This is a genomic window from Pseudoalteromonas sp. MBR-15 (assembly GCF_053628915.1).
On sequence record NZ_JBRJHH010000008.1, the window covers coordinates 205,624 to 232,228 of the forward strand.

Consider the following 26,605-nt stretch of genomic DNA (forward strand, 5'->3'; position numbering starts at 1 on the left):
TTTTTAGCGCTTTTCCTGAGCCATGGTTTGAATTTTATCAACCATGGCTTTTATGCCGTTGCCGCGTGATGGGCTTAAATGGCTAATTAGACCAAGTCGTTCAAATTCGTTATAGGCATTAATTTGAGTTGCTTGCTCGGGTGTTAGACCATTGTATAAGGCCAAAATTAAGGCCAGTAACCCTTTAACAATACGTGTATCAGAATAACCCGCAAGCACTAGGCTGTTTTCGGAGTGGTCAAAATCAATATAAAGCCATACCTTACTTTCACAGCCTTTTACAAGCGCATCATCAACTTTTAAAACATCGGGCATGACCGGTAGCTTTTTACCTAACAGCATAATTTGACGATATTTTTGTTGCCAGCCATTTGCATTCTCGATGTCTTGAGTCACGGTGTGAAAAGGTGAATTCATAATATATCCAACATTAATCTAATAGTTCTATACAGTGCTTGAGTGCTTTAATAAACGCATCAACATCGTCAAGCGAATTATACAGTGCGAAGCTCGCTCTTACAGTGCCAGGAATGCCTAATTTGCTCATAATTGGTTGGGTACAGTGATGGCCACTACGAACAGCTATGCCGTAACCATCCAGTAGCGTTGCTAAATCAAATGGATGCTCATCACGATAATTAAAACTGATATTGCCAATGTTATTTTCTTTATGCGAATAAATAGTAATCCCCGCAATGGTTGATAATTGTTTTATCGCATAATTGAAAATTGTATGCTCATGTTGACGCATTCCATTGAAATCAAGTGCTGTTAAATAATTGATTGCTTCGGCAAAGGCGATTACGCCTGCAATGTGTGGCGTACCCGCTTCAAATTTGCCTGGCGCATCACGAAATGTACTGTGTGTTAAGCTTACAGTCTCAATCATTTCGCCACCTGTTTGATAGACATCAAGCGTATTTAAGCGTGAGTAACGACCATAAAGCCCCCCCAATCCTGTTGGACCCAGCATTTTATGTGCAGAGAAAACATAAAAATCACAATCGAGTTTATTTAAATCGGGTCTTAAATGCATCGCCGCCTGTGCGCCATCAATAACAGAAGTCGCATTAACTTCTTTGCAAGCAGTGATAATTGGCTCTAAGTCAGTGATATTTCCTAATGTATTCGAAGCATGGGTTACAGCAACAACGCTCGGTTTATGCTCGCGAATAAATGCAGCACATTCATTACTATCCAGGACTAAATCAGCTGTAATGGGCAAAATAATGAGCTCTGCATTTACTTTTTTTGCAAGTTCTTGCCACGGAACGATATTAGCGTGATGCTCAATCGCTGAAATCGCTATTTTATCGCCTGATTTTAGGTGTGAAGTTAGGCCGTTTGCAATTAAGTTTAGTGATTCGGTTGCCCCTTTAGTCCAAACAATTTCGGTACGCTGTACATTGAAATACGCTGCGATTGCTGTTCGTGTATCTTCATAGCGACGTGTCGCATGCTCACTAAGAAAATGACGACCGCGATGAACATTGGCATTTTCAGCACTGTAATAGCTTTCTAATGCTTTGATAACTGATAGAGGCTTTTGCGAGGTAGCTGCTGAGTCTAAATACACTAATGGGTATTCATTTACTGTCTGTGTGAGTAAAGGAAAGTCGGCGCGTATAGTTTCGAAATCAAACATGGATAAGCCTAAACAACAAGAATGCGACGATTTTAATTACTTTGCACAAATAGACAAGTGGTGGGCAATAAAAAAGGCCGCTTAGCGGCCTTTTTTAAACACGAAATCGTATTAACGCTTGTCTGTTGGTACGTAATCGCGTGATGTTTCACCAGTGTATAACTGACGTGGGCGGCTGATCTTGTGGCCAGGTTGAGATAGCATCTCATCCCAGTGAGAGATCCAACCAACAGTACGAGACATAGCAAAGATTACTGTGAACATGCTAGTCGGGATACCGATTGCTTTTAAGATGATACCAGAGTAGAAATCTACGTTAGGGTATAGTTTCTTCTCTACGAAGTACGGGTCTTCAAGCGCGATTTGTTCAAGTTTCATTGCGATATCAAGCAATGGATCTTGAATGTTTAGCTCTGCTAATACTTCATGACATGTTTGACGCATTACCGTCGCACGTGGGTCGAAGTTTTTGTAAACACGGTGACCAAAGCCCATAAGACGGAATGGGTCTGACTTGTCTTTCGCTTTAGCAACGTATTCGTCGATACGGTCAACAGAACCGATTTCTTCTAACATGTTAAGACATGCTTCGTTAGCACCGCCGTGTGCAGGGCCCCACAGTGATGCGATACCAGCAGCGATACATGCGTAAGGGTTTGCACCAGATGAACCCGCTAAACGAACCGTAGACGTTGACGCATTTTGCTCGTGGTCAGCGTGAAGCATGAAGATTTTGTCCATTGCTTTAGCTAAAACTGGGCTCACTTTGTATTCTTCAGCAGGCACTGAGAACATCATGTGTAAGAAGTTTTCAGCAAAGCTTAAATCGTTGCGTGGGTAAACAAACGGTTGACCAACGTTATATTTGTAAGCCATTGCTGCGATTGTCGGTAACTTAGCTACTAACTTAATCGCGCTCGTTTTACGCTGTGTTGCATCAGTGATGTCTAAATCTTCATGGTAGAAAGAAGAAAGTGCACCTACTACACCACATAGCATTGCCATCGGGTGAGCATCAAAGCGGAAACCTTGGAAGAAGTTTGCAATTTTGGTATCAAGCATTGTGTTGTGCGTGATTTCTTGTGCAAACGCATCGTATTGTTCTTTAGTCGGTAACTCACCATTAAGTAACAAATAGCAAAGCTCGATGTAGTTTGATTCATCAGCTAATTGTTCAATTGGGTAACCACGGTGTAAAAGAACACCTTTACCGCCATCGATGTAAGTGATTGAAGATTCACATGAACCCGTTGACATGAAACCTGGGTCGTAAGTGAAATAACCATGAGAACCTAACGTACGTACGTCGATTACGTCTTGGCCAGCAGTGCCTTGGTAAATTGGAAGTTCGATTGGATCAAGACCATCAATATGGACCGTGGCTTTCTTATCCGCCATCTATTTATCTCCTATTAAGATAACAACTCTGATTGTTATGTTCTGAATCTGTTTAAGCACATTCTTTTCATTTTAACGTGAAAGAGGGGTGTAAAGTCAATTTTTATAAATAGTATGCATAAAAGGATAATAAATATTCTGTCAGGATTAAATATTATACCATTGGCTAATTCGCAAACGTCTCTTACTAAACAAGAATTGTAAAAAGACCATTGGCTATATATACTATCCAAGGTTTTATACCGTATTGTCTGTAGGTAAACTTTATTTTTACATTTGAGTTTTGCACCAGTGTGAACTTTTTGTGTATTAACACGGTTTACTTAGATAGTTCCATCGAAATTCATTTTGATGGGTTTTAGAAAAACAAGTAGATGAGCCCCTAAGTGGGCAAGATGGGCAAGTAACTGTGAAAAAGCAAAGACCTGTAAATCTAGATCTAACAACTATATCTATGCCGGCTACGGCTAAAGCATCAATTCTTCACCGCGTCACCGGTGTTGCATTATTTTTTGCTTTAACGTTTGTCATTTGGGCGTGGTCTGAGTCTCTTTCTTCTCCTGAAGGTTTTGAATTCGTCAAGGGTCTGTTCAGCGGATTCATTGCCAAATTCATAGCGTGGGGTACCATTTCTGTATTGGCGTATCACCTAATTGGTGGTATCCGTCATATCATTATGGATATGGGTCACTGGGAAGAACTTGAATCAGGTAACTTCAGCGCTAAAGTTGCAATGGCTTTAGGCGTTGTTGCTGCAATTCTAGCAGGAGTGTGGATATGGTTTTAAATCAAGCAACTCTTAAACGTGATGGTGTACAAGATTACGTATCACTTCGTACAACCGCTTTAATTATCAGCGCTTACGCGATTTTTATTGTTGGCTATTTTTTATGTACACCCGAAGTCACTTTTGAAGCCTGGCAAGGCCTATTTTCAAACCTAGCAATGAAAGGGTTTACACTAATTACCCTTGTTTGCATCATGGTTCACACCCGTATTGGCCTTTGGCAAGTATTAACTGACTATGTTAAATGCGCTAAATTACGTGCTGTTTTAGGCTTTGTATTAAACCTTATGGCCGTTGCTTACGTAGCAATAGGTCTAATCGTTTTATGGGGTGTTTAAGTGAATTATTCTGTTCGTGAATTTGACGCTGTAGTGATTGGTGCCGGTGGTGCAGGTATGCGCGCAGCACTTGCAATCACTGAGTCAGGCAAAACCTGTGCACTTATCTCAAAAGTTTTCCCTACACGTTCTCACACTGTGTCTGCACAGGGTGGTATTACGGTAGCTCTGGGTAACTCACATGAAGATAACTGGGAATGGCACATGTACGATACGGTTAAAGGTTCCGATTTCATCGGTGACCAAGACGCTATCGAATATATGTGTAAAACAGGCCCAGAAGCTATTACTGAATTAGAAAACATGGGCTTACCATTTTCTCGTTTTGAAAATGGCCGTGTTTATCAACGTCCTTTCGGCGGTCAGTCGAAAAACTTTGGTGGTGAACAAGCTGCACGTACTGCAGCCGCAGCTGACCGTACTGGTCACGCATTATTGCATTGTCTTTACCAACAAAACGTTAAAAACAAAACAAATGTATTCTCTGAGTGGTATGCATTAGACCTTGTTAAAAACAGCGACGGTCACGTTGTTGGTTGTACAGCAATCGACATCGAGTCAGGTGAAGTTGTTTATTTCAAATCTAAAGCGGTTGTTTTAGCAACAGGTGGCGCAGGTCGTATCTTTGCCTCAACAACTAACGCGCACATCAATACAGGTGACGGCGTTGGTATGGCAACACGCGCGGGTGTTGCAATGCAAGATATGGAAATGTGGCAGTTCCACCCAACCGGTATTGCTGGTGCGGGTGTACTTGTGACGGAAGGTTGTCGTGGTGAAGGTGGTTACCTTCTAAACAAAGACGGCGAACGTTTCATGGAGCGTTATGCACCTAATGCGAAAGACTTAGCATCGCGTGACGTTGTTGCTCGTTCAATGATGACAGAAATTCGTGAAGGCCGTGGTTGCGATGGTCCTTATGGTCCACATATCAAGCTTAAGCTTGACCACTTAGGTGAAGAAACTCTAAACCTTCGTCTTCCAGGTGTTTGTGACCTTGCGAAAACATTCGCACACGTTGACCCTGCTAAAGAGCCAATTCCAGTTATCCCAACATGTCACTATATGATGGGTGGTGTTCCAACTAACGTAAATGGTCAAGCATTACAAATTGATGCAAATGGCCAAGAAAAAGTTGTTGAAGGCTTATTCGCTGTTGGTGAAATTGCGTGTGTATCTGTACACGGTGCTAACCGTCTTGGCGGTAACTCACTACTTGACTTAGTTGTTTTCGGCCGTGCTGCTGGTAACTTCTTAGGCAAATACCTAAATGGTGTTGAAGCGGGTAAAGATGCGTCTGATTCAGACCTTGAAGCATCGCTTGCACGCTTTAATCGTTGGGAAAGTTCTAAAGTTGGCCAAGGTGAAGACCCTGTTCAAATCAAGAAAGACCTACAAATGTGTATGCAACTTAACTTCTCGGTATTCCGTGAAGGTGAAGCAATGGCAACAGGTCTTAAAGAGCTTAAAGAAATCCGTGAACGTCTTCAGTATGCGCGTCTTGATGACAAATCAACTGAATTCAACACAGCACGTATTGAATGTTTAGAGCTTGATAACTTGATGGAAACAGCTTACTCAACTGCAGTAGCTGCAAACTTCCGTACAGAAAGCCGTGGTGCTCACTCTCGTTTCGACTACCCAGATCGTGATGACGAAAACTGGCTATGTCACTCAATTTTCAATCCTGTAACGGATGAAATGAGCAAACGTGAAGTAAACTACGCGCCGAAACTGCGTGAAGCTTTCCCACCTAAAGCACGTACATACTAGGAGCGAGACGATGGCACAAGTACAATTTTCCGTTTATCGTTACAATCCAGATATTGATAACGCACCACGTATGCAAGACTTCTCGCTAGAAACGCAAGAAGGTCAGGATATGATGGTGTTGGATGCGCTTATGAAATTAAAAGAGCAAGATCCAACGTTATCATTCCGTCGTTCATGCCGTGAAGGTGTGTGTGGTTCAGACGGTATCAACATGAATGGTAAAAATGGTTTGGCATGTATCACGCCTTTATCAACGCTACTTAAAGGTGGCAAAGGTAAAATCGTAATTCGTCCATTACCTGGTTTACCTGTGGTACGTGACCTTGTTATTGACATGAGTCAGTTCTACACTCAATACGAAAAAGTAAAACCTTATCTTATCAACGACACGCCAGCGGCGGGTGAGCGTCTTCAGTCAATCGAAGAACGCGATAAGCTTGATGGTTTATATGAGTGTATTTTATGTGCATGTTGTTCAACATCGTGTCCTTCGTTCTGGTGGAATCCAGACAAGTTCATCGGTCCAGCAGGCCTTCTTCACGCATATCGTTTCTTGGCTGATAGCCGCGATACAGCGACAGAAGAGCGTCTTGCTGACCTTGACGATGCGTTCAGCGTGTTCCGTTGTCACAGTATCATGAACTGTGTTAGCGTGTGTCCAAAAGGTCTTAATCCGACCAAAGCAATTGGACAAATCAAGTCAATGCTTTTAAATCGTTCGGTTTAAAATATTGAATATGTAAGGTGGTTAATTTATTAACCACCTTGTTTTTACAACAATTAATTTCTGCGCTAAAGAAAAGGGCTTATAAATGCACGAAGGTGTGATGAAGGCATGGCTAGAATCTTCTCACTTAAACGGCGGTAACGTTGCTTACGTAGAAGAGCTTTATGAAGCGTACTTAGATGATGCGACTTCTGTGCCAGAAGAATGGCGAGAAGTGTTCGAACAATTACCAAAAGTTGATGGTGTGGATGTTGACGTAAAACATTCTGAAGTTCGTGCACAATTTGCGGAGCTTGCTAAAAACAAGCATAGAGAAGTGGTGGTAGCAGAGGGTGGCTCTGGTGATCCTAAACAGGTCAAAGTGCTACAACTTATAAATGCTTTCCGTTTCCGTGGTCACCAAAATGCCAACCTAGATCCATTAGGTATCTGGCAACGCGAACGTGTTCGCGATCTTGAATTAGAGTACCACGATTTATCTGAAGCTGATTTTGACCGTGAATTCAATGTGGGTTCGTTTGCAGTCGGTCGCGAAACCATGCCTTTAGGTGAGTTATATCAAGCACTTAAGACCACGTACTGTGGTTCTGTTGGTGCTGAGTATATGCATATCACATCGACTGAAGAAAAGCGTTGGTTACAACAGCGTTTGGAATCAGTGCAATCACGCCCAACTTTTTCTAAAGAAGAAAAGCTGCGCATCCTTAAAGGGTTAACAGCAGCGGATGGTCTTGAAAAATATTTAGGGGCTAAGTTCCCTGGTGCAAAACGTTTCTCACTTGAAGGTGGTGATGCGTTAGTACCAATGCTTAAAGAACTGATTCATCGTGCAGGTGAAAGCGGACAAAAAGAAGCTGTTATTGGTATGGCTCACCGCGGTCGTCTGAACGTACTAGTGAACGTTTTAGGTAAAAACCCATCAGATTTATTTGATGAGTTCGCTGGTAAACATAAAGATACATTAAGCTCAGGTGACGTTAAATATCACATGGGTTATTCATCTGACTTTGCCACTAAGGGTGGCAATGTGCACATGGCACTTGCATTTAACCCGTCTCACCTAGAAATCGTAAACCCGGTAGTGATGGGTTCGGTTCGTGCGCGTCTTGACCGCTTAGGTGATAAGTCAGGTATTAAAGCACTGCCTATTACAATTCATGGTGACTCTGCGATTGCAGGTCAAGGTGTTGTACAAGAAACATTTAACCTATCACAAACTAATGCATTTAGTTGTGGTGGTAGTATCCGTATTGTTGTTAACAACCAAGTTGGTTTTACAACGTCTAAACAGGCTGATGTGCGTTCTACACCATACTGTACAGATATTGCGAAGATGGTTCAGGCACCTATTTTCCACGTTAATTCTGATGATCCAGAAGCCGTTGCATTCGTAACACAAATTGCGCTTGATTTCAGAAATCAGTTTAAACGTGATGTTGTTATTGATTTGGTCTGTTATCGCCGTCATGGTCATAACGAAGCGGATGAGCCTAATGCGACTCAACCACTTATGTACCAAAAAATCAAAAAACACCCTGTTCCTCGTTTAATCTATGCTGATCAGCTTGTGGCTGAAGGTTCATTCACTGAAGACGAAATTAAAGTACTCGCAGATGATTACCGTAATGGCTTAGACCGTGGCTCGTGCGTTGTTGAAGAAATTCAACCTGAAACATCTCATTCATCTGATTGGGCTAAGTTCGTTGGTCACGATTGGGATGTAGAATACGACGCTAAAGTGTCGGTAGAGAAACTTAAAGAACTTGGCGAGAAAGTCGCAAGTTACCCAGAAGGTCATAAAGCACAGTCTCGTGTTAAGAAAATCTACGACGACCGTAAACTAATGGCATCAGGTGAAAAAGCACTTGATTGGGGTATGGCAGAAACACTGGCTTATGCAACACTTGTTGATGCAGGTACTGATATCCGTTTAACGGGTCAAGACTCAGGCCGTGGTACATTCTTCCATCGTCATGCTGTTGTTCATAATCAACAAGATGCGTCAACTTACTTACCGTTGCAAAATATCAGCGAAAAGCAAGGTGCATTTGAAGTATACGATTCAGTGTTATCTGAAGAAGCGGTGCTTGCGTTTGAATATGGTTATGCGACTGCAGAACCTACATCATTAGTCATGTGGGAAGCCCAATTTGGTGACTTTGCGAACGGCGCTCAAGTTGTATTTGACCAGTTCTTAAGTTCAGGCGAGCAAAAGTGGGGCCGTTTATGTGGTCTAACGTGTTTGTTACCGCATGGCTATGAAGGTCAAGGTCCTGAGCATAGTTCAGCCCGTTTAGAGCGTTTCTTACAACTGTGTGCTGATCACAACATGCAAGTGTGTGTGCCATCAACACCTGCGCAAGTTTACGCAATGCTACGTCGTCAATCAGTTCGTCCACTGCGTCGTCCTTTGATTGTTATGACACCGAAGTCATTATTACGTCACCCATTAGCAACATCAACACTGGAAGAGTTATCTGAAGGTGTGTTCTATAATATGATTGACGAGATTGATGACATCCCAGCAGAGAAAGTTGAACGCGTTGTTTTCTGTAGCGGTAAAGTTTACTACGAACTACTTCAAGAGCGTCGTAAGCAAGAGCTTAATAATGTTGCAATTGTTCGTGTTGAACAACTTTATCCATTCCCACACGATGAGATGGATGCAATCATGCAGCGTTATCAACACGTTAAAGACTTCGTTTGGTGTCAAGAAGAGCCACAAAACCAAGGTGCTTGGTATTGTTCTCAACACCACTTTGTCGATGCAATTCCACAAGGCGCTAAATTAAAATATGCTGGCCGTAAAGCATCAGCATCGCCAGCATGTGGTTACATGTCAGTGCATACTAAAGAACAACAAGCGCTCGTTGCAGATGCGCTTACTATTGAAAATAAAGGATAAGCAATGAGCACAGAAATTAAAGTTCCTGTACTTCCTGAGTCGGTTGCTGATGCTACCGTAGCAACATGGCACGTAAGTGTTGGCGACAAAGTAAGCCGTGACCAAAACTTAGTTGATATTGAAACAGATAAAGTTGTTTTAGAAGTAGTTGCACCAAACGACGGTGTCATTACTGAAATTTCACAAGAAGAAGGTGCAACCGTACTTGGTGAACAAGTAATTGGTTTACTTGGTGATGCAGATGCTGCACCAGCAAGTGACGATTCTGCTAAAGAATCAGCACCAGCAAAATCAGAAGACGCGCCAGCGGCGCAATCAGCACCAGCATCAGAAGGTAAAGAAGTGGACATTAAAGTACCTGTACTTCCAGAATCAGTCGCAGACGCGACAATTGCTACTTGGCATGTTCAACCAGGTGAAGCGGTAACGCGCGACCAAAACCTAGTTGACATCGAAACTGATAAAGTTGTTCTTGAAGTTGTTGCTCAAGAAGACGGTATCATGGGCGAGCACATCCACGCAGAAGGCGAAACAGTGCTTGGCGAACAAGTGATTGGTACTGTTAAAGCGGGTGCAGCACCTGCTAAAGCAGAATCGATAAAAGAAGAAGCGGCACCAGCAAGCGATTCAAGCGATAGCTCAGACGTATTAACACCGTCAGTGCGTCGTCTAATCGCTGAAAAGGGCCTTGATGCATCAAAAATCAAGGGCACGGGAAAAAATGGTCGCGTAACGAAAGAAGACGTTGATACATTCTTAAAAGCGCCTGCGTCTGCACCTAAAGCAGAAGCGGCAGCACCTGCTGTACCTATGGGTGACCGTACTCAAAAACGTGTTCCAATGACGCGTTTACGTAAGACTATTGCAAATCGCCTTCTTGAAGCGAAAAACTCAACTGCAATGTTAACAACATTCAACGAAGTAAACATGAAACCTATCATGGACCTTCGTAAGCAGTATCAAGAAGTATTCGAAAAACGTCATGGTATTCGTTTAGGTTTCATGTCTTTCTATGTGAAAGCAGTAACAGAAGCGCTTAAACGTTTCCCTGAAGTGAATGCATCAATCGATGGTGATGATATTGTTTATCACAACTACTTCGATATCAGCATCGCGGTATCAACACCACGTGGCCTAGTTACACCAGTACTTAAAGATTGTGACAAGTTATCAGTTGCAGAAATTGAAAAAGGTATCCGTGAATTAGCGCTTAAAGGTCGTGACGGCAAATTAACACTTGATGATATGACAGGTGGTAACTTCACTATTACTAATGGTGGTGTATTCGGTTCGTTACTTTCTACACCGATTATCAACTTACCTCAGTCATCAATCTTAGGTATGCACAAAATCCAAGATCGTCCAATGGCTGTAAATGGTAAAGTTGAAATCTTACCAATGATGTATTTAGCGTTATCGTACGATCACCGTCAAATTGATGGTAAAGAATCTGTTGGTTTCTTAGTGACAATTAAAGAGTTACTTGAAGATCCAACACGTTTATTACTAGATGTTTAATCTAGTTGTATAAAATGTAAGCTGTGGACTGCGTTCACAGCTTTTTTTTTGCGCCTTTGGTCTAACTGGGGTTTTCATGTTGAGCCTTGGGATTTATACTAGGTGCGCAATTTGGGATAGCTGTTTATTTGCATAAATATTCAGCTCTTTTAGTATAAAAAATTGGATAAAGCATCATGAATTTGCATGAGTATCAGGCAAAACAACTTTTTGCCGAATATGGTTTACCAGTTTCTCACGGTTACGCTTGCGATACACCTGAAGAAGCTGCAGCAGCTGCTGAGAAAATTGGCGGTGATATGTGGGTTGTTAAAACACAGGTTCACGCAGGTGGCCGTGGTAAAGCTGGCGGTGTTAAGCTAGTTAAAACAATCGACGAAGTTAAAGAGTTCGCTGCGAACTGGTTAGGTAAAAACTTAGTTACTTACCAAACAGACGAAAATGGTCAGCCAGTAGCTAAGATCCTTGTTGAGAGCTGCACTGACATCGCTAACGAATTATACCTAGGCGCTGTAGTAGATCGTGCTTCTCGTAAAGTTGTTTTCATGGCATCTACTGAAGGTGGTGTTGAAATCGAGACTGTTGCTGAAGAAACGCCAGAGCTAATCCACAAAGCTGAAATCGATCCACTTGTAGGTCCTCAAGCGTATCAAGCTCGTGAATTAGGCTTCAAACTAGGTTTAAACCCAACGCAAATGAAACAGTTTGTTAAGATCTTCATGGGTCTTGCGAACATGTTCAACGATTTCGATTTCGCATTATTAGAAATCAACCCGCTTGTTATCACAGACGAAGGCAACCTTCACTGTCTAGATGGCAAAATCGGTGTAGATGGTAACGCGCTTTACCGTCAACCTAAAATCCGTGAAATGCACGATCCATCTCAAGAAGATGCACGTGAAGCTCACGCTGCAAGCTTCGAGCTTAACTACGTTGCACTAGACGGTAACGTGGGTTGTATGGTTAACGGTGCAGGCCTAGCAATGGGTACGATGGACATCGTAAACCTACACGGTGGCAAGCCAGCTAACTTCCTAGATGTTGGTGGCGGCGCGACGAAAGAGCGTGTATCTGAAGCATTCAAGATCATCCTTTCAGACGACAACGTAAAAGCTGTTTTAGTTAACATCTTCGGTGGTATCGTTCGTTGTGACATGATCGCAGAAGGTATCATTGGTGCAGTTAAAGAAGTAGGCGTAAACGTACCAGTAGTAGTACGTTTAGAAGGTACTAACGCTGAACTAGGTCGTGAAGTACTTGCTAATTCTGACCTTAACATCATCGCTGCTGAATCACTAACAGACGCAGCTGAAAAAGTTGTTGCTGCTGCGGAGGGCAAATAATGTCTGTATTAATCAATAAAGATACAAAAGTTATCTGTCAAGGTTTCACTGGTGGCCAAGGTACTTTCCACTCTGAGCAAGCGCTTGAGTATGGTACACAAATGGTTGGTGGTGTTAGCCCAGGTAAAGGCGGTCAAACGCACCTTGGTCTTCCAGTATTCAACACAGTACGTGACGCTGTAGAAGCAACTGGCGCAACTGCATCAGTAATCTACGTACCAGCACCTTTCTGTAAAGATGCAATCTTAGAAGCTATCGATGCTGGCATCGAGCTTATCGTTTGTATCACTGAAGGTATCCCAACACTAGACATGGTTGACGTTAAAGTTAAGCTTGAGCAAACTGGTGTTCGCATGATCGGTCCTAACTGCCCAGGTGTTATCACTCCGGGTGAAACTAAGATCGGTATCATGCCTGGTCACATCCACAAGCCTGGTAAAGTAGGTATCGTATCACGTTCTGGTACACTTACTTACGAAGCGGTTAAGCAAACTACTGATGCTGGTTTCGGCCAATCAACATGTGTTGGTATCGGTGGCGACCCAATCCCTGGCACTAACTTCATCGACGTTTTAGAAATGTTCGAAAAAGACGAGCAAACTGAAGCAATCGTTATGATCGGTGAAATCGGTGGTACAGCAGAAGAAGAAGCTGCTGAATACATCAAGCACAACGTAACTAAGCCTGTTGTTTCTTACATTGCGGGTGTAACTGCGCCTCCAGGTAAGCGTATGGGTCACGCGGGTGCAATCATCGCAGGCGGTAAAGGTACTGCTGATGAGAAATTTGCTGCATTAGAAGCTGCTGGCGTTAAAACAGTACGTTCACTAGCTGACATCGGTGCTGCACTTAAAGAGAAAACAGGCTGGTAATCGGTCTTTAATCTCTTAAAAAGAGGCTCGCTTATGCGGGCCTTTTTTATTACTTAATTCACTGTCAATTTTTATTCATAAATAAAGAATAAAAATTCTTTATTTATGAATAAAAATTCCTTAAACTAATTCCTCTGTTTCCGTTTTAATAAAAAACGCTTGAATTTAAAAGGTAATTAGCACGTGCGTACTACAGAATTAGTAGACGGATTTCGTCAGTCGACTCCTTATGTAAATGCCCATAGAGGCAAGACTTTCGTTGTAATGCTGGGTGGTGAGGCGATAGACCAGCCAGGCTGTCGAAGTATTATTAATGATGTTGCTCTATTAACAAGCTTAGGTATTAAGATTGTTTTGGTGTTTGGCGCACGGCCACAATTTAATGCCGCTTTGAATGAGGTTGGCATAACTAGTCATTTTCATAACGAGATCCGTGTTACCGATAACACCACTTTTGAAGTGATTAAAAAAGTGGCCGGAGCAATGCAATTTGACATCACCGCACGTTTATCCACGTCATTAAGTAGCACCCCCATGTCGGGCTCATTTTTAAATGTAGTCAGTGGTAATTTTGTTATAGCGCAGCCTTTAGGCGTTGATGAAGGGGTTGATTACCACCACTCGGGGCGGGTTAGGCGAATTGATGTTGAGGGAATACGCCACCAACTCAATAACAATAGTATTGTGCTCCTAGGTCCGATTGCTGCCTCAGTGACGGGTGAGAGCTTTAATTTAACCGCAGAAGAAATTGCGACTCAAGTTGCTTTAAAGCTCAGAGCAGACAAAATGCTAGGCTTTAGCCAAGATGCAGGTATTTTAGATGAAAATGGCGAAGCGATAGCAGAATTAATGCCAAACGAAGCCGAGCGAGTGTTAGAGCACTATCGCACTCATACACCTTCATGTTTGAGCGCCCCTGTCTTTTTGCAAGCTGCTATTGATGCATGTCGGGGCGGGGTGCATCGGTGTCACCTTGTCAGCTACAAAGAAGATGGTGCCTTATTGCAAGAGCTCTTCTCTTTGGATGGTATTGGGACCCAGATTGCGCCACAAAGTTCTGAACAACTTCGTAGTGCAACGATCAGTGATATAACCGGTATCTTAAACTTAATTAGACCACTTGAAGAGCAGGGCTATTTAGTGCGTCGCTCAAGAGAGCAATTAGAGATAGAAATTGAGCAATTCACAGTGATTGAGCGTGATGGACTTATTATCGCGTGCGCTGCCCTTTACCCATTTGATGAAGAGCAGGTTGGTGAATTTGCAAGTCTTGCTGTTCACCCTCAATATCGTGATGCAGACCGTGGCAGTAATTTATTACGTTTTATAATTAATAAGGCAAAACGGTGTGGTTATCATGGGTTATTTGCGTTAACAACGCGCAGTATTCATTGGTTTATTGAACAAGGTTTTGAATTGGTGACGGTCGATGAACTGCCCGCGAAGAAAAAGTCGCTGTATAACTACCAGCGACGCTCAAAGGTATTACGTTTAGACTTATCTAAATTACCAAAAAATCGTTAAGGTAAAGGTGGGTGACACATCGCTGTCACCCGCGTAAAACCTGTTTAATATTGATAGTTAATATGCTGATAAAAGCGCACGCGTAAGTCTTGGCGTGTTGGATTAAACGCAAGTTCGTCTGTCACCTCATTAATGGCACTTTGTACTTGGTTCATAAATCGGCCGTAACCGATATCGTGTTTATCTTTTTCTGCTGCTGCAATAACAAAGTGCAGCACATCGACCAACGTATCCGCATTCCAAAATTGTTGTATTTGTACTTGCTCGCTGGTGCAGTCGAAAGTCAGTTTTTGTAACTCGCTATTGCTCTGTGCATTGTCAATATTACTATTACGCACAATCGGGCGTGTTCCATTTGCGATAAAGGCAGCTAAGTTAAGTTGACGCTTATCACAGGCACGTTTAAACGCATCAAAAATATACTGATAAAACTGACTATAGTTTTCTTCATTTAGCATATGCTGAAATTGTGTCTTAATTGCGCGTGTGACAGGAATTGAAAAGCCTGCATAGGTCATTTCGCTGTGATCGCTTGGCAAATGGCATTGGCGCGATTGATAACGCGGATATAAACTTCGTAACTTATAGCCATAGCTTTCTTTGTGGCCTTTGGCTTTGGCAAATAAGTCATAGGTTAAGTGTTGATGATCTCGAATCTTAAGCGGGGGTTGGTTGCTTAAAAGCTTGTCTTGTAATGTATTGATTACCCGTTGCACTTTATGGTGGAACTGTGCCGCATTTGCACGAATATCGTCACCGGTTGCTAAGAATAATAAGCGAATTTTTTTGCATCTTTCTTCGCCATTAGCAAATACATTGTGTGCTTCGTGGTATTGCGGATTATAGAAAAATAATATTTGTTTTGTTGTTTCTAAACTGTACGCCTCATCATGGTAGCGTACGACAGGTAGTTTATCATTCGCAATGAGATGTACGTTATGAAGTTCATACTCATCGCACAGCGCAAATAATTCCCTTGCAAGACGCTTGTAACCGCAGCTAATGTTCGTAAACTGGGCAAAAAACTCATCATTGGGTTTAAATTCAACTAACACATACTGGTTTGCACGTGCAGAGCTAGGAATATAGACTCGGTGTTGATTGAGTGAAGCCATCTCTTTTCCTTATTAAATAGTGAAACTATCGGCACTATATCGTCAGTCAATGATCATTTTATTGCGTTAGAACAACTTTTTTACCGATTTGACCGTAGGGTTTTAACAATCGCATTATTATCTTCGATAAACACACATCAACTACTGTATGTTAGAGCTTCTTTTTGTAATAATGCAGTAGTTTTGTCACCATGCAATATTCAGAGGATTATGCTCCTATGGCGGAAATTGAGAATCGCCCAAGTAACTTTATAAGAACGCGTATCGACGAAGATCTCGCAAGCGGTAAACACGCGACTACGCATACACGTTTTCCACCAGAACCAAATGGTTTTTTACACATTGGTCATGCAAAGTCTATATGCTTAAATTTTGGTATTGCCCAGGATTACAATGGCCTTTGCAACTTACGTTTTGATGATACAAACCCAGAAAAAGAAGATATCAACTACGTAAACTCTATTAAAGAAGATGTGCAGTGGCTCGGTTTTCAATGGGATGGTGAAATTAAATATTCATCAAACTACTTTGATGCACTTTATGGCTATGCCGTTGAACTTATCGAAAAAGGGCTTGCGTATGTGTGTTTCTTGTCAGCAGACCAAGCACGTGAGTACCGTGGTACGCTAAAAGAGCCAGGAAAAAATAGCCCTTATCGTGATACACCTGTTGAAGAGAACTTAGCCTTATTCGAAAAAATGCGTAACGGTGAGTTTAAAGAAGGCGAGTGTGTACTGCGTGCTAAAATTGATATGGCAAGCTCGTTTATTGTATTACGCGATCCTATTTTGTACCGTGTACGTTTTGCTCACCATCACCAAACAGGTGATAAGTGGTGCATTTACCCAATGTATGACTTTACACATTGTATTTCTGATGCGCTTGAAGGTATTACACATTCTTTATGTACGCTTGAATTCCAAGATAACCGACGTCTCTATGACTGGGTGCTTGATAACATCAGCCTAGAATGCCATCCACAGCAAATCGAGTTTTCACGTTTAAATCTTGAATACACTATTATGTCTAAGCGTAAATTAAATGACTTAGTGGTTAATGGCCATGTTGAAGGCTGGGATGACCCACGTATGCCAACGATTGCTGGTTTACGTCGTCGTGGTTATACACCAGCTTCAGTACGTGAGTTCTGTTCACGCATTGGTATTACTAAGCAAGAAAACATGGTTGAAATGGGCATGTTGGAAGCGTGTATTCGTGAAGATTTAAATGAACATGCACCACGTGCTATGGCTGTACTTGACCCTGTTAAAGTGGTTCTAGAGAACTATGATGCAGATAAAGTAGAAACGTTATCAGTCGCTAATCACCCGAACATAGAAGAAATGGGACGCCGTGATGTGCCATTTACTCGCGAGCTTTATATTGAACGCGAAGATTTCCGTGAAGAAGCAAACAATAAGTTTAAGCGTTTAGTGCTGGGTAAAGAAGTGCGTTTACGCGGAGCTTATGTGATAAAAGCTGAACGCATTGAAAAAGACGCTAATGGTGAAATCACCACGATCTTCTGTTCTTACGATGATGAAACGCTGGGTAAAAACCCAAGTGATGGTCGCAAGGTGAAAGGGGTAATCCATTGGGTATCTGCTAGCGAGTCTATTACTGCAGAAGTACGTTTATACGATCGTCTATTCAACGTACCTAACCCAGCAGCTGCTGAAGACTTTAATGCAACGCTTAATCCAGAGTCGCTTGTGGTTTTATCAAATGCGAAGTTAGAACCTTCACTTGCAAATGCACAAGCAGAGCAGGGCTTCCAGTTTGAACGTACAGGGTATTTCTGTCGCGATAATAAAGCACAGACACTTGTGTTCAACCAAACGGTGGGTCTTCGTGATTCATGGGCTAAAATCGAACAAAAAGGTTAAACAGCGCGTTTAACTCTTTTAAAAGATAATAAAAAACCCTTTCACTTATTAAAGTGAAAGGGTTTTTTTATATTCGTTACTTTTTAGAAGTAACCGCGGATACCTAGGCTGAAGTTTCTGCCCGTTAGTGGCGCTTTTTCTTTAATAAACGAGCTGTGAACAAAGCCAAGTTCGTCTGTTATGTTATCAACGTTGATATAAAGTTGTGTATCTACTGGGCCTAAGTCAAGTTGATAATTCGCTGACGCATCAAACAAAGTGTACCCTTCTGTTTTTGTCTCGTAGGCAGTGATGTCTGACTGCTCAAAGTAATGTGTGCCTGTTAGGCTAAACTGCCAATCAGAGACGGTATACTGTAACTCTGAACCCAATTTATTCGCTGGGATTCGTGGTAAGTAGTTATTGTCATCTTTTAATTTAGCTGTCGTCGAATCACCAAACACTTTCACTAAGGTGCTAGGTGAAACTTGATAGTGCACATCAAATTCTAACCCATACAATTTGGCATCTTTACTGGTAAATTTGTAAACCGCCATGGCATCATCGTGTACTTCTTCTGCCATTTCTAAGCCATGTTCTTCATCAAAGAAATAGCCCGTATTTTGTTGGTAATAGAAGTTTTCAATGTCGTTATAGAAAAAGTTGATTGTATAACCAAAGTCACCAATGAAACGACGGAAACTTAAATCAAAGTTTGTTGCAGTCTCTTGTTTGATGTCTTCAGGTTCAAAGTGAATTTCACCTTCTTCAATATGATAACCTAAGCCTAATTCATAAGTACCTGTTGCAATGTGAACACCGTTCGAGAGTAGTTCTGCACTTAATGGCGCACGTTCCGAGTGAGACACGCTAAGCGCAACGCTTTGGCCTTCTTGATATTGCCAAATAGCACCCGCAGATAAGCTTAAGTTAGTGAAATCGGCACTGTAGTTAATTGTTTCAGCTTCTTCCTCTTCATCATGCGCTTCTTCTGCATGATCATGATGATGTTCAGCCAATGTGACAGCAGAATCGATTTGGTAATCTTCGATGCGCGCACCTAGTTCAACAGTGACATCACCAAATTGTTTTTCCTCAAGTAAAAATAGCGCGTTTGATTTTGTTACACTAGCCGGTGTGAACGCTTCTTCGCCATCGGCATCATAGTCAGACTCTGTATAGTGGTAACCAGCCATACCGTGCCAAAGACCAAGTTTATGCTCGACTGTCGCACGCGCTTCAGTTGTTTTGTTACTGAACACCGTTCCAACTTCACCGTCTTCAATTTCAGCATGTTTATAATCTGTATAACCTACGCGCAACGAGATGTTTTCAATCCAGTTATTATGAAGAGCGTAACTCATGTAGCCTTGCCAACGGTCTTGCTCTAACTGAGCAAATACAGATTCTTCATGGGCTTCTTCGCTATGTCCTGCTTCTTCATGTTCAGCTTCTTCTTCATGATCGTGGCCATGATGTTCATGGGCAGGAATGCCATAATCTGTTTCAATACGGCCATATGACACGCCTAACGTTAAATGTTCACCAACGTAGCTAGTTCCAAAGTTAACGGTTTGGCTGTCTATAAAGGTATTTTCTACGCTGTTAGCAGTCTCGTGCTCAGCGTGTTCTTCACCTTCGTGTTCTTCATGCTCTTCTGGAAGTTCAAACGTGGGAGTTTTGTAGTCGTCACCCGTGCGTTTTGTGCCATCAAAATGGAAGTTGAAACCGTTGTTACCTGTTTCTAACTTAGCTGCATAGGTATTCGTATTTGATACTGTGTCGTGCGTGTATTGAGCCGCACCTGTCAATGTCTCGATGTTATCGGTAGGAATACGGTTATCAACAACGTTTACCACACCCCCAATTGCGCCTGAACCATAAAGTAGGGTAGCTGGGCCACGAAGCACTTCAATTTGCTCTGCTGCTAAACTGTCATTTGAGGTGGCATGATCGGGTCCGATACGAGATGCATCACTACTGTCTAAACCATTTTGTGTAATTTTAACACGCGGGCCATCTAAACCACGAATTATAGGGCTTGATGAAACGGGACCAAAATAACTGGCATTAACACCCGGTAAGCCTTTTAAAGTTTCACCTAGAGTCGGTTTCGCTTTATTCTTTAAATTGTCACCTGATAACACATTAACCGGTGAGATCATCTCTAAGCTGTTTTTGTGTAAGGCTGACGCATACACAACAACGGTTTCTACGGATGTAGGCGTCAAAGTAACAACAACAGATTGATCATCACCATTAATATCAACACGCTTATCAATGAAATTATCTTTGCTTACATGAAGTTGACCTTTGCTGTCGACATCAATTTTAAATTCACCTTGCGCGTCAGTCATTACAGCCTGTGATTTACCATGCACATGGACTTGTGCATTAACAACGGGTTGTTGATTTTTATCTACTACTTGGCCTGTGATAACAGCAGCAATGCTTGATTGAGAAAACAGTGCAGCTGCAACAGCACTAGAAATAATTGAAAATTGCTTCATTGTTACTACTTTTTACGTTGGTTGTTGAGTGTTGTGATATAATATAACACCACCATTTTTCAATGGCAATAACGTTATACTATAACTTATAAACTGTCGCGATTTAAATTTCATACACTATACTTAGATTATTTAATCGGTATGGCCCGTGGTTATGTCTGATAAAAATAGAGTATTTAAGGCGCAGTTCACCATCGCAGATTTACGTGAGCATTGTAATCATCAAGAAACCTTCACCACCGCCTGTGACAGAGGGGAAAGTTATCAGCATTTTGTGCTCAAATTGCTGAGCTATTGTTTGTTTTCGCATAATAAGCAGGCAACTATCAATGCTCGGCTAAAAAACAATCAACCCGATGTGTCAATAAAAGCGCTCGATGAGCATTATGAGACGTGGCTGTCTGTTGATCAGCCCGATATATCTATGTTAACTAAAATTGCTAAGCGTGTTGATGAACTGTGGGTTGTCACCACGCTTGAAAGTGACTGGTTAAATGAGTATCAACGTCAGCTTGCGTTGATCAGCAACAGTCACCTTATTGCTTTCGATAGTCAGTTTATTGAACAACTCGTTACTCATCTAAGTAAAAATTTGCAGTGGGATATTACCATTGATCAGCAAACGATTAGCGTGGCAGATAAACACCATTTTTACCAAACACGTGATCTTGTATGGCATTAAAGTTCAATAGTGATTTTACCGTTAGGTTTACTGCAACACAGTAATACTTCACCTGGACGCACAAAGGCAAGGGGCTCTTGATTATAACGTACGTCGCCTTCTACAAGCTGAGCACGACAAGCACCACAATATCCTTCGCGGCATTGATAGGGGACATCTATTTTATGTTGTTCAAGGCATTCAAGGAGAGATGAACAGCCAGAGTCAAAATCTATACTCTGGCTGTCTGTTCCTGCAAGGATAACCTGTGCAGTGTGTTTAGTGCTCATTACAGATCGAAATCACCAAAGTCTGATGCATCAACTTGAGAATCGATTTGACCAACAAGGTAAGAACTTATCTCGGCTTCTTGCGGTGCAACTTGCACGTTATCAGAGACTAACCACGAATTGATCCATGGAATCGGGTTGCTCTTACTTTCAAACTGAGCAGGTAAGCCTACCGCAGTCATACGTGCATTTGTAATGTATTCAACGTATTGGCATAAAATATCTTTGTTTAAGCCAATCATTGAGCCATCTTTAAACAGGTATTCAGCCCAGTCTTTTTCTTGCTCTGCGGCATCAACAAACATTTTAATTGCTTCATCTTTACATTGCGCTGCAACAATCGCCATTTCAGGATCGTCTTTACCGTCTTGCATAATGTTTAAGATGTGTTGTGTGCCTGATAAATGAAGAGCTTCATCACGCGCAATTAATTTAATGATTTTTGCATTGCCTTCCATTAGCTCGCGTTCAGCAAACGCGAATGAACATGCAAAGCTGACATAAAAACGAATTGCTTCCAGAATATTAACCGACATCATCGCAAGGTAAAGCAACTTTTTAAGGTCGAACAAGCTCACTTTAACTTCTTCACCATTAATCACATGTTTACCTTCACCGTAAAGGTTGTAAATCGAAATCATGTTGATTAATTCATCGTAATACTTAGTCACTGCATCGGCACGTTCACTGATTTTTTCGTTACTCACGATATCATCAAAAATAAGCTCAGGTGACTGCGTTACGTTACGAATAATGTGCGTGTATGAACGGCTGTGAATTGTTTCACTAAATGCCCATGTTTCAATCCACGTTTCAAGTTCAGGAATTGACACAATTGGCAGTAAGGCAACGTTAGGCGAACGACCTTGCACACTATCAAGTAATGTTTGGTATTTTAAGTTACTTAAAAAAATGTGTTTTTCATGGTCAGGTAAAGCTTGAAAGTCAAGACGGTCTTTACTTACGTCAACTTCTTCAGGACGCCAGAAGAAAGATAATTGCTTTTCAATTAGCTTCTCGAAGATAGGGTACTTTTGTTGGTCGTAACGTGACACGTTTACCGTCTGGCCGAAAAACATCGGTTCTAGTAATTGGTTATTATGGTTTCGGCTAAAAGTTGTATATGACATAGTGAATACTCAAAAAACAGTCAGGACAAAGCGGGCTAAGGAGCCCGCTTGTGTATGTTATTAATTTAATTAGATTTTACAAGCACCGCCTGCACAACCATCATCTTCCACCTCAGGTGTAAGCTCATCTTGAGCATCTGAAGCGCCATCACGGGTGTTATGGTAATACAACGTTTTAACACCCAGTTTATATGCTGAAAGGAGGTCTTTTAAAAGCACCTTCATAGGTACTTTACCGCCTTCGTACTTAGATGGATCATAATTTGTATTCGCAGAGATCGTTTGGTCAACGAACTTCTGCATAATGCCCACTAATTGCAGATAACCATCGTTTGATGGGATATCCCAAAGTAGCTCATAATTGTCTTTTAGGCGCTCATACTCTGGTACTACTTGTTTCAAGATACCATCTTTACTTGCTTTAACACTGATGTGTCCACGCGGTGGCTCAATACCATTTGTTGCATTAGAGATTTGTGATGAAGTCTCTGATGGCATTAATGCCGACAATGTTGAGTTACGCATACCATGTTCTTTAATGTTCGCGCGCAGTGTATCCCAATCTAAGTGAAGAGGTTCATCACAGATTTGGTCAAGGTCACGCTTGTACGTATCTGTTGGCATAATACCTTGCGAGTACGTTGTTTCATTAAATTTAGGGCAAGCACCACGTTCTTTAGCAAGCTCATTTGATGCTTTCATTAAATAATATTGAATTGCTTCAAATGTTTGGTGCGTTAATGCGTTTGCACTACCGTCAGAATAACGTTTACCGTTTTTAGCAAGGTAGTATGCGTAGTTGATCACACCAATACCTAACGTGCGACGACCCATGGTTGCGTTTTTCGCTGCAGGGACAGGGTAGTCTTGGAAATCAAGTAAGTTATCAAGCGCACGTACTGCAAGTTCAGCAAGCTCTTCTAACTCATCAAGTGACTCAATTGCACCTAAGTTGAATGCAGAAAGTGTACACAGTGCGATTTCGCCTTCTTCGTCCATTACGTTACTAAGTGGCTTAGTCGGTAATGCAATTTCTAAACATAAGTTAGACTGACGGATCGGTGCTACCGTTGAGATAAACGGGCTATGAGTATTACAGTGGTCAACGTTTTGTAAATAAATACGACCTGTACTTGCACGCTCTTGTGCAAACATTGAGAACAGCTCAATCGCTTTAATACGTTTTTTACGAATCGACTCATCTTGCTCGTATTTTACGTATAGCTCATCAAATTTAGCTTGGTCTTCGAAGAATGCATCGTAAAGACCCGGTACGTCTGATGGACTGAACAAAGTAATGTAGTCGTCTTTAATTAAACGGCTGTACATTAATTTGTTGAACTGTACACCGTAATCTAGATGACGAACACGGTTGTCATCAACACCACGGTTATTTTTAAGAACTAATAAGTTTTCAACTTCTAAATGCCACAGCGGGTAGAATAGGGTTGCTGCACCACCACGGACACCCCCTTGAGAACAGCTCTTAACCGCCGTTTGGAAGTGTTTATAAAATGGAATACACCCAGTATGGTATGCTTCACCGTTACGGATTGGGCTACCTAAAGCACGAATACGGCCCGCATTAATACCAATACCTGCACGTTGTGATACGTATTTAACAATCGCAGATGATGTCGCATTAATTGAATCAAGGCTATCACCACACTCAATCAGTACACATGAACTAAATTGACGCGTAGGTGTACGCACACCAGCCATAATAGGAGTCGGCAATGAAATTTTGAATGTCGAAACCGCGTCATAAAAGCGCTTGATGTAATCAAGGCGTGTTTCTCGAGGGTAGTCAGAGAACAAGCTCGCTGCTACTAAGATATATAAAAACTGCGCGCTTTCGTAAATTTCACCCGTTACACGGTTCTGTACTAGGTATTTCCCTTCAAGCTGCTTTACAGCGGCATAGCTGAAGTTTAAGTCACGGTTATGATCAATATACGCATCTAACTCGTCAATTTCTTGCTCAGTGTAATCAACGAGTAAGTGTTGATCATAACGCTTGTCTTCAACCAGTTTTGTAATGTGGTCGTATAAACGCGGCGGCTCAAATTGACCATACGCTTTCTTACGTAAATGGAATACAGCTAAACGAGCAGCAAGGTATTGATAATCAGGGGTATCTTTAGAGATCTGATCGGCTGCTGCTTTAATGATAGTTTCGTGAATGTCGTCAGTACGAATGCCATCGTAAAATTGAATATGTGATTTCAATTCAACTTGTGACACAGACACATTATTTAGACCTTCGGCGGCCCAAGCGATGACGCGATGGATCTTATCTAGATCAAGTGACTCTTTACGGCCGTCACGTTTGCTTACAGATAGCTGTTGGTTCATAGTTTTGCCTGTATTCCTTGGGAAATTATATTTTTAGTGACAAAGGTATTCTTAATTATAATTATTATTAGCACCAGCATGAGTCAATTGAATAACATTTAGCCACAATATCTGGTGTTCTTTAAAACGCAGATCACAAGATAGTGTGGTCTGCGATCATTTGCAAGGGATAGAAACGCCCCATTTTGTGGATAACTATTGGATAAACGAATTGTGTTAGTAAGCATTAACCTTTGATCATTCATTGATGATGAAATTTGTAAAAATCAACTCAAGATCTACAAAAATTATCGTTTTTAAAAATAATTTTTGACTGTTTTTTTTATCAACAAAGTTTGCTTAAAACTCAACCAAATCACAATATATGGTGTTTTAACTTAAAACTAACACTATATATGGATAAATCCATCAGTTGGAGTTTGCCAGTTAAAATCTGCGCCCCAGCTCAGTGCGGTATCCACACTTGGTATATAACCCCAAAGTGCAGTTGCACTGTACATGTTGGCAGCTTTTGCTGCTTGTATGTCGCGTTCGGCATCACCTATGTATAAACAACGCGTTGGATCAACATCGAGCATGTTTGCAGTATGAATAAGTGGCTCTGGCGATGGTTTAGCAACTGCTAAGGTATCACCACTCACGACAGCCATGGCATTAGCAAGGCTAGGGATAGCTTGCACCAATGGCTCGGTTAAAAAGCCGGGCTTATTGGTCATGATCCCCCATTTAATGCTGTTTTGCTCAAGTGAGGCGAGAAGTTGCTCAATGCCATTAAAGCACTTGCTATGAATCGCAATGTCTTCTGCATAATAGTCGAGCAGTTGCTGCCTTAATGCTAATTGTTCAACATCGGGCCATTTATCACCAAAGCCGACCTCTAATAATGCATTGGCCCCATTTGACGCTGCTGGGCGATAAATGCTTTTATCAACAGGCGCGATATTCGCATCTGCTAATACGCGATTTAATGCGCCGCCAAGGTCATCCGCAGTATCGAGTAATGTGCCATCTAAATCAAAAATAAAGGCATCAAAAGCGATATCAGGATTACAACCAGCCATTAGGCAAGTTTCTCAAAATGAAGAATGTAATTAACACTCACATCATCATTTAAACTGTATTGCTTAGAAAACGGATTATAGCTGAGGCCTGTGCTTGCTCTTACTTTTAAGCCTGCATCTTCTGCCCATGCAATTAATTGGGCGGGTTTTATAAACTTTTTGTGGTCGTGCGTGCCTTCGGGCACCATTTTTAATAACTTTTCAGCACCCACAATGGCGTATAAATACGCTTTAGGTGTTTTATTTAATGTCGAAAAGAATACATCGGCGCCAGGTTTTGCAAGCTCAGCGACCGCACGAATGATAGAAGCAGGGTCTGGCACGTGCTCTAACATTTCCATACAGGTGATTACATCAAAGCGAGCAGGGTGCTCTTTAGCAAACTCTTCAGCTGGTACTTTCATATAATCAACAGGGACACCGGTTTCTAAACTATGTAACTTAGCAACGGTTAATGGCTCTTGACCCATATCGATGCCTGTTACTTTAGCTCCCATGCGTGCCATGCTTTCACTTAAAATGCCGCCACCACAGCCAACATCTAAGGTTTCTTTATCAAATAAGCCGCCAACTTTGTCGGCAACAAAATCCAAGCGAAGAGGATTTATTTCATGAAGAGGTTTGAACTCTCCGTCGCGGTCCCACCAACGTTCAGCGATGGCTTCAAACTTTGCAATTTCTGCATTATCTACATTTTGATGTTCGGTCATAAAAAACTTCCTCGTCAATCTGAGGCCATTATATAGGGGTAAATTAATAAATCGCAAAGATTTAGCGCCTGTAAATCT

21 protein-coding genes are annotated in these 26,605 nt (G+C 41.7%); 11 read left to right on the top strand and 10 right to left on the bottom strand.

Features of this window, described 5'->3' with window-relative positions:
* Positions 1–3: 3 nt before the first annotated feature.
* From ACSSVW_RS12775 to ACSSVW_RS12785, 3 genes are all read right to left on the bottom strand, one after another.
* Complete coding sequence (locus ACSSVW_RS12775) at positions 4–417, bottom strand: SufE family protein (RefSeq protein ID WP_454179446.1); 414 nt, start codon at positions 415–417, stop codon at positions 4–6.
* Positions 418–430: 13 nt separating this feature from the next.
* Positions 431–1,645 carry an aminotransferase class V-fold PLP-dependent enzyme gene (locus ACSSVW_RS12780; protein WP_230235793.1) on the bottom strand — a complete coding sequence of 405 codons (1,215 nt, stop codon included), beginning with the start codon at positions 1,643–1,645 and terminating at the stop codon, positions 431–433.
* A 111-nt stretch (positions 1,646–1,756) separates the two neighbouring features.
* Positions 1,757–3,043, bottom strand: coding sequence for a citrate synthase (locus ACSSVW_RS12785; protein ID WP_036968634.1), 1,287 nt, complete (start codon positions 3,041–3,043; stop codon positions 1,757–1,759).
* Positions 3,044–3,452: 409 nt separating this feature from the next.
* Between ACSSVW_RS12785 and sdhC the strand changes: the two genes are divergently transcribed.
* From sdhC to argA, 9 genes are all read left to right on the top strand, one after another.
* Positions 3,453–3,830: a succinate dehydrogenase, cytochrome b556 subunit gene (sdhC, locus tag ACSSVW_RS12790; RefSeq protein ID WP_065979883.1), complete on the top strand. Its 378-nt coding sequence runs from the start codon at positions 3,453–3,455 to the stop codon at positions 3,828–3,830.
* Positions 3,821–4,168, top strand: coding sequence for a succinate dehydrogenase, hydrophobic membrane anchor protein (gene sdhD / locus ACSSVW_RS12795; RefSeq protein ID WP_036968629.1), 348 nt, complete (start codon positions 3,821–3,823; stop codon positions 4,166–4,168). Before sdhC ends, sdhD begins: the two co-directional genes overlap by 10 nt.
* Positions 4,169–5,941, top strand: a complete 1,773-nt coding sequence (sdhA, locus tag ACSSVW_RS12800) for a succinate dehydrogenase flavoprotein subunit (protein WP_065979884.1) — start codon at positions 4,169–4,171, stop codon at positions 5,939–5,941.
* A gap of 10 nt (positions 5,942–5,951) precedes the next feature.
* A complete protein-coding gene (locus ACSSVW_RS12805) occupies positions 5,952–6,668 on the top strand; it encodes a succinate dehydrogenase iron-sulfur subunit (protein ID WP_065979885.1) in 717 nt (238 codons plus the stop codon).
* Between the two features lie 85 nt (positions 6,669–6,753).
* On the top strand, positions 6,754–9,573 hold the full coding sequence (locus ACSSVW_RS12810; RefSeq protein WP_065979886.1) for a 2-oxoglutarate dehydrogenase E1 component: 2,820 nt from the start codon (positions 6,754–6,756) through the stop codon (positions 9,571–9,573).
* A gap of 3 nt (positions 9,574–9,576) precedes the next feature.
* A complete protein-coding gene (gene odhB / locus ACSSVW_RS12815; RefSeq protein WP_454179447.1) occupies positions 9,577–11,091 on the top strand; it encodes a 2-oxoglutarate dehydrogenase complex dihydrolipoyllysine-residue succinyltransferase in 1,515 nt (504 codons plus the stop codon).
* Positions 11,092–11,267: 176 nt separating this feature from the next.
* Positions 11,268–12,434 carry an ADP-forming succinate--CoA ligase subunit beta gene (gene sucC, locus ACSSVW_RS12820; protein ID WP_036968617.1) on the top strand — a complete coding sequence of 389 codons (1,167 nt, stop codon included), beginning with the start codon at positions 11,268–11,270 and terminating at the stop codon, positions 12,432–12,434.
* Positions 12,434–13,306, top strand: coding sequence for a succinate--CoA ligase subunit alpha (sucD, locus tag ACSSVW_RS12825; protein WP_036968616.1), 873 nt, complete (start codon positions 12,434–12,436; stop codon positions 13,304–13,306). The genes sucC and sucD overlap by 1 nt, the downstream gene beginning before the upstream one ends.
* Before the next feature lie 183 nt (positions 13,307–13,489).
* Entirely contained in the window at positions 13,490–14,830 is a 1,341-nt protein-coding gene (gene argA / locus ACSSVW_RS12830; RefSeq protein ID WP_036968615.1) for an amino-acid N-acetyltransferase, read from the top strand.
* Between the two features lie 44 nt (positions 14,831–14,874).
* Here the strand turns inward: argA and ACSSVW_RS12835 are convergent, their stop codons facing one another.
* Positions 14,875–15,945 (bottom strand): DUF3083 family protein, encoded by a 1,071-nt coding sequence (locus ACSSVW_RS12835; RefSeq protein WP_118844230.1) that lies wholly within the window; start codon positions 15,943–15,945, stop codon positions 14,875–14,877.
* A 218-nt stretch (positions 15,946–16,163) separates the two neighbouring features.
* Between ACSSVW_RS12835 and glnS the strand changes: the two genes are divergently transcribed.
* Positions 16,164–17,831, top strand: a complete 1,668-nt coding sequence (gene glnS / locus ACSSVW_RS12840) for a glutamine--tRNA ligase (RefSeq protein ID WP_036968612.1) — start codon at positions 16,164–16,166, stop codon at positions 17,829–17,831.
* Between the two features lie 83 nt (positions 17,832–17,914).
* On the opposite strand, the gene ACSSVW_RS12845 is transcribed toward glnS, so the two are convergent.
* Complete coding sequence (locus ACSSVW_RS12845; protein WP_454179448.1) at positions 17,915–20,320, bottom strand: TonB-dependent receptor; 2,406 nt, start codon at positions 20,318–20,320, stop codon at positions 17,915–17,917.
* Positions 20,321–20,474: 154 nt separating this feature from the next.
* Here ACSSVW_RS12845 and ACSSVW_RS12850 point away from each other — a divergent pair, with 154 nt between their 5' ends.
* Positions 20,475–21,002 carry a YaeQ family protein gene (locus ACSSVW_RS12850; RefSeq protein ID WP_065979888.1) on the top strand — a complete coding sequence of 176 codons (528 nt, stop codon included), beginning with the start codon at positions 20,475–20,477 and terminating at the stop codon, positions 21,000–21,002.
* Here ACSSVW_RS12850 and yfaE read toward each other — a convergent pair.
* The 5 genes from yfaE to ubiG all read right to left on the bottom strand — a co-directional run bounded on the left by yfaE (position 20,999) and on the right by ubiG (position 26,527).
* A complete protein-coding gene (gene yfaE / locus ACSSVW_RS12855) occupies positions 20,999–21,271 on the bottom strand; it encodes a class I ribonucleotide reductase maintenance protein YfaE (protein WP_036968605.1) in 273 nt (90 codons plus the stop codon). The genes ACSSVW_RS12850 and yfaE overlap by 4 nt on opposite strands.
* Positions 21,271–22,401 (bottom strand): class Ia ribonucleoside-diphosphate reductase subunit beta, encoded by a 1,131-nt coding sequence (gene nrdB / locus ACSSVW_RS12860; RefSeq protein WP_036968602.1) that lies wholly within the window; start codon positions 22,399–22,401, stop codon positions 21,271–21,273. Before nrdB ends, yfaE begins: the two co-directional genes overlap by 1 nt.
* Before the next feature lie 69 nt (positions 22,402–22,470).
* Positions 22,471–24,756 (bottom strand): class 1a ribonucleoside-diphosphate reductase subunit alpha, encoded by a 2,286-nt coding sequence (gene nrdA, locus ACSSVW_RS12865; protein WP_036968599.1) that lies wholly within the window; start codon positions 24,754–24,756, stop codon positions 22,471–22,473.
* 389 nt (positions 24,757–25,145) lie between these two features.
* Entirely contained in the window at positions 25,146–25,817 is a 672-nt protein-coding gene (locus ACSSVW_RS12870; protein ID WP_036968596.1) for an HAD family hydrolase, read from the bottom strand.
* Positions 25,817–26,527 carry a bifunctional 2-polyprenyl-6-hydroxyphenol methylase/3-demethylubiquinol 3-O-methyltransferase UbiG gene (gene ubiG / locus ACSSVW_RS12875; RefSeq protein WP_075593609.1) on the bottom strand — a complete coding sequence of 237 codons (711 nt, stop codon included), beginning with the start codon at positions 26,525–26,527 and terminating at the stop codon, positions 25,817–25,819. The genes ACSSVW_RS12870 and ubiG overlap by 1 nt, the downstream gene beginning before the upstream one ends.
* Positions 26,528–26,605 lie beyond the last annotated feature (78 nt).